General features: G+C 35.7%; 5 protein-coding genes. 3 read left to right on the top strand and 2 right to left on the bottom strand.

From position 1 onward, the window contains the following. Both RLO81_RS16085 and RLO81_RS16090 read left to right on the top strand, forming a co-directional pair. Window positions 1-347, top strand: a 347-nt coding sequence (locus RLO81_RS16085; protein ID WP_350113922.1) for a transketolase C-terminal domain-containing protein, incomplete at its 5' end; no start/stop codon positions are given. Between the two features lie 262 nt (window positions 348-609). Continuing rightward, window positions 610-1,497, top strand: coding sequence for an ATP-binding protein (locus tag RLO81_RS16090; protein ID WP_350113925.1), 888 nt, complete (start codon window positions 610-612; stop codon window positions 1,495-1,497). On the opposite strand, the gene RLO81_RS16095 is transcribed toward RLO81_RS16090, so the two are convergent. After that, a complete protein-coding gene (locus tag RLO81_RS16095; RefSeq protein WP_350113928.1) occupies window positions 1,490-2,491 on the bottom strand; it encodes a homocysteine S-methyltransferase family protein in 1,002 nt (333 codons plus the stop codon). The genes RLO81_RS16090 and RLO81_RS16095 overlap by 8 nt on opposite strands. A gap of 110 nt (window positions 2,492-2,601) precedes the next feature. Here RLO81_RS16095 and RLO81_RS16100 point away from each other — a divergent pair, with 110 nt between their 5' ends. Beyond that, window positions 2,602-3,501 carry a Ppx/GppA phosphatase family protein gene (locus RLO81_RS16100; RefSeq protein ID WP_350113931.1) on the top strand — a complete coding sequence of 300 codons (900 nt, stop codon included), beginning with the start codon at window positions 2,602-2,604 and terminating at the stop codon, window positions 3,499-3,501. Window positions 3,502-3,538: 37 nt separating this feature from the next. On the opposite strand, the gene RLO81_RS16105 is transcribed toward RLO81_RS16100, so the two are convergent. Further along, on the bottom strand, window positions 3,539-4,147 hold a 609-nt coding region (locus RLO81_RS16105; RefSeq protein WP_350113934.1), incomplete at its 5' end, for a phospholipase D-like domain-containing protein.

Genomic DNA, 4,147 nt, shown 5'->3' on the forward strand with positions numbered 1-4,147 from the left:
GTCATATGGTTTGGCAAGCAATTGAAGCTGAAGCAATTTTAGCGGAAAAAGGCATTTCTGCTGAGATCATAAACATCCATACAATAAAGCCTTTAGATGAAAAAGCCATATTAGAGTCAGTAAAGAAAACTGGTTGTGCAGTTTCTGCAGAAGAGCATCAAATGAATGGTGGGTTGGGTGACAGCATCGCTCAAACGCTATCTCGTAACCTCCCTACTCCATTAGAAATGGTGGCTGTTAATGATAGTTTCGGAGAGAGTGGAACACCTGAAGACCTTCTGGTAAAATATGGATTAGGTCCACAGAATATTGTGGATGCAGCATTGAAGGCTATCAGCAGAAAGTAAATGTCGTTCTTTACGGTACGGTTTAATCCTTCTAAATTTTACCTATCACAATTGTTTAGTTGAAATTCGATTCGGCTAATAGCGATATTTCTTAATGTCAGATTGCTTGATGAGTGATACACCTGTATTGTTAACTTTAGTACTCGAATCAATTGATAGGCATACCCCAATTCTAAGATTCTGTGCATTTTGAATGGAATTAAATACGCCAGTCTAAACAATTGATCCTTTTTTTAGTATACTTATATTGAATTTGCATGGTATGGGTATCGAGAAATTTTTCATTACAAGCTTTTTGAAAGTTGCCTTACTAGGTGTTGGGATCGTGCTCATACTTGATGCAATTATCTATCCTGAAGATACCTTATCCTTAATTATTGATGCTGCTATTTTAATAACAAGTATAATTTGCTACTGGTTAAGTAGAAATTATATTAATGCAGCTACCATTGTTTTTGGAACAGTTGTGTTAGGCCTGATGCTATTACAAAGTTTGACTGTTCCTGTTAATACAACCATATCGCTTTCCATTATATTAGTTATTGGTTTTGTATTCTCCATACTATTAAAGAAGGCCGTATTAGTTACAATGCATGCTATAACAATTTTATTATGCACCACTATTTTTATTTTGCAAGCATCCAATGCTGAACTAAGATTTCAGCAAGAACCAGTTGAAGTTCTTACATTGGCTGTGACATTTTTTATCCTTTATGGTGTTTTAACCTCTTCAACATTTTTTCTAAAATCAAAATATGATTCCAATAGGAATTATTTAAAAGAATTGAATTCAAATCTTCATGATAAGGCAATGGAAATAGAGGCGCAAAATGAAGAGCTAATTCAGATTCAGGATAATTTGAATGAATTAAACATTGAATTAGAAAAGAAAGTAGAAGAACGAACAAGGCTGTTGAAGACAAAAAATAAGCGCCTACTTATGTACAGCCATAATATCGCACATGATATAAGAGGGCCAGTAGCACGATTATTAGGCCTTGCCAATATAAGCAAACTAGATAAAGACAGCAATCCTCATCTTTTTATTGATAAAATACAAGACCAAACAATAGAGCTTGATAAAGTAGTTAGAAAAATAAGCCTTGGGTTAGAACAGGATGATCAAATTGATGAAGGAAAAGCTAGTTAATAGTACTTTCTACTAAGTTCAATTTTCTCGGTTGATAATTAGCCGCTAACTCAGCTATAGCTTTAATGTGCTCTGGAGTAGTTCCACAACACCCACCTATGATGTTTATTAGGCCTTCATCCAAAAACTCTTTGATTTGTTTGGCCATCATCTCAGGAGTTTCATCATACTCACCAAATTCGTTTGGTAGGCCAGCGTTGGGGTGCGCACTCACATAAAAATCAGCATTTTTAGCAAGCACTTGTAAATAGGGTCTTAATTCTTTTGCACCTAGGGCGCAATTCAAACCAATACTTAATAGCGGCATATGTTCAAGAGAGATTAAAAATGCTTGAGTTGTTTGTCCAGAAAGTGTTCGGCCACTGGCATCGGTAATAGTACCTGAAACCATGATAGGCACATCTTTACCTTCTTCTTCCAGTAACTCAGAGATGGCAAATAATGCTGCTTTCGCATTAAGTGTATCAAAAACTGTTTCAACGAGAAACGCGTCTACACCACCATCCAATAGGCCTTTCGCCTGCTCTTTATAAGCTACTTTTAATTCTTCAAAAGTTATTGCCCTGAATCCAGGATTATTTACATCAGGAGAAATAGAAGCCGTTCTGTTCGTTGGTCCAATAGAACCTGCAACATAGCGCGGTTTATCAGAATACTCATTGGCTACTTCCTTCGCGATTTTTGCCGATTCATAATTTAAATCATAAACGATATGTTGTAAATGGTAATCAGCCTGTGCGATGCTTGTTCCGCTAAATGTATTTGTTTCGGCTATATCGGCCCCTGCATTAAAATAGGCACGATGAATATCTTTGATAATATCGGGTCTGGTCAATGACAGCAAGTCATTATTTCCTTTTAATGAGCTCTTATGATCCTTAAACCTCTCGCCTCTAAAGTCGTCTTCTGTTAAATTATGCCTTTGGATCATAGTACCCATAGCACCATCTAAAACCAAAATTCTATTACTTAAGCTATTTTTTAAATCACTCATTCTAATTCAATTTGACTTAATGCTAAGTTAAACACTTTTCAATTTGCTTAAGTTTATTATACTTGAATTAGTTATGTATTTTAGAACTTTACCTTAAACAAAGCATTAATTTGAAATTAGCAGCTATCGATATTGGTTCCAATGCCATCAGGCTTCAGGTTACTACTACCATTAGAACTAAAGGACAACTAAATTTCAAGAAACTGGAGTACGTTCGTTTTCCACTTAGGTTAGGCCAGGACGTGTTCAATACAGGCTCTATTAGTCCAGAAAAGAAGGCAAAGTTTAAGAAGCTGATGAAAGCTTTTAAATTATTGATTGACTTGTATGAAGTGGATGACTACATGGCTTGCGCAACATCTGCAATGCGTGAATCTAAGAATGGGGCAGATATTGTAAAAGAAGTTGAGGAGGAGTGTAAATTAAAAATAAGGGTAATTGACGGAGCTAACGAGGCTCTACTTATCAATAACGCAATCAGTTCTTTTCTGGACAAAAGGAAAAATTATTTGCATATTGATGTAGGTGGAGGAAGTACTGAACTCACTATTATCAAAGGAGGAATAAAAGTAATTTCACGGTCATTTAAAGTCGGGTCGGTTCGAAGATTGGAACACCATGACTCTCCAATTATTTGGAAAAACATGAAGAAATGGGTGATAGATCAGTGTGCCAAATACGATTCACCAATAACAGCAGTGGGTACGGGAGGAAACATCAATAAACTCTTTGAATTGGCCATGAAGCAACCAGGCGAGAAATTAGGAATTACCAAATTAAAGGAGGTTCAAAAATTTGTGAGAAATACTTCTATTGAGGATCGAATCAATGAATTACAATTAAACCCCGACCGTGCCGATGTAATAGTACCAGCATCTGAAATATATATTGCTGTGATGGAATGGGCCAAAGCTAAAAATATTATCGTACCTGAAGTAGGTTTAAAAGATGGTATCATGCAACACCTGTATATTAAAAACACCTCTCAGGAAAAGATTAAATTTTTATAAATTACAATCCCTTATTGGTATAAAAAGGTACAGAAAACTAGTCTGACGATTTCACTTCTTCAGCTACTGATTCTTCATTATATAATGGTTCAACAACTTGTGGAATAAACTTGGTTGTTAAATCAAGTTCCAATAGATTCTCCTTGCTTACATTATAAAACTCTTTATGTATGTTAAATGCTTGATCAGATCCTGCACTTTTTTTAATGTATGAGCCATCTTCCTGCATCTGATAAGAGTTCACATTATCTAAAAGATTGTATTGTAAAATATTTTTTATTTGTCTTTGAATCAAATCGTCATTAATCATAAACAATGATTCCAGCCTCCTGTCAAAGCTACGTACCATCATATCTGCACTGCCAATATAAACAATGTCTTTTCCTTCATTATGGAAGTAGTAAATTCTGGAATGTTCCAAATAATGACCAACTATTGAGATCACCTCAATATTCTCACTTAGCCCTACCCTGCCAGGGCGAAGGCAGCACATACCTCTCACTACCAACTTAATTGGTACACCAGCTTGTGAGGCTGCATATAGCTCATCAATACTCTCTTTATCTTGCAACGAGTTTATTTTAATTACGATACCCGATGGCTTTCCTTCACGTGCATGCTGTGCTTCATTTCGAATTAAGTCTAT

Origin of the sequence: Fulvivirga sp., from assembly GCF_040220315.1 — a bacterium.
In the GTDB taxonomy this organism is placed as follows: domain Bacteria; phylum Bacteroidota; class Bacteroidia; order Cytophagales; family Cyclobacteriaceae; genus Fulvivirga.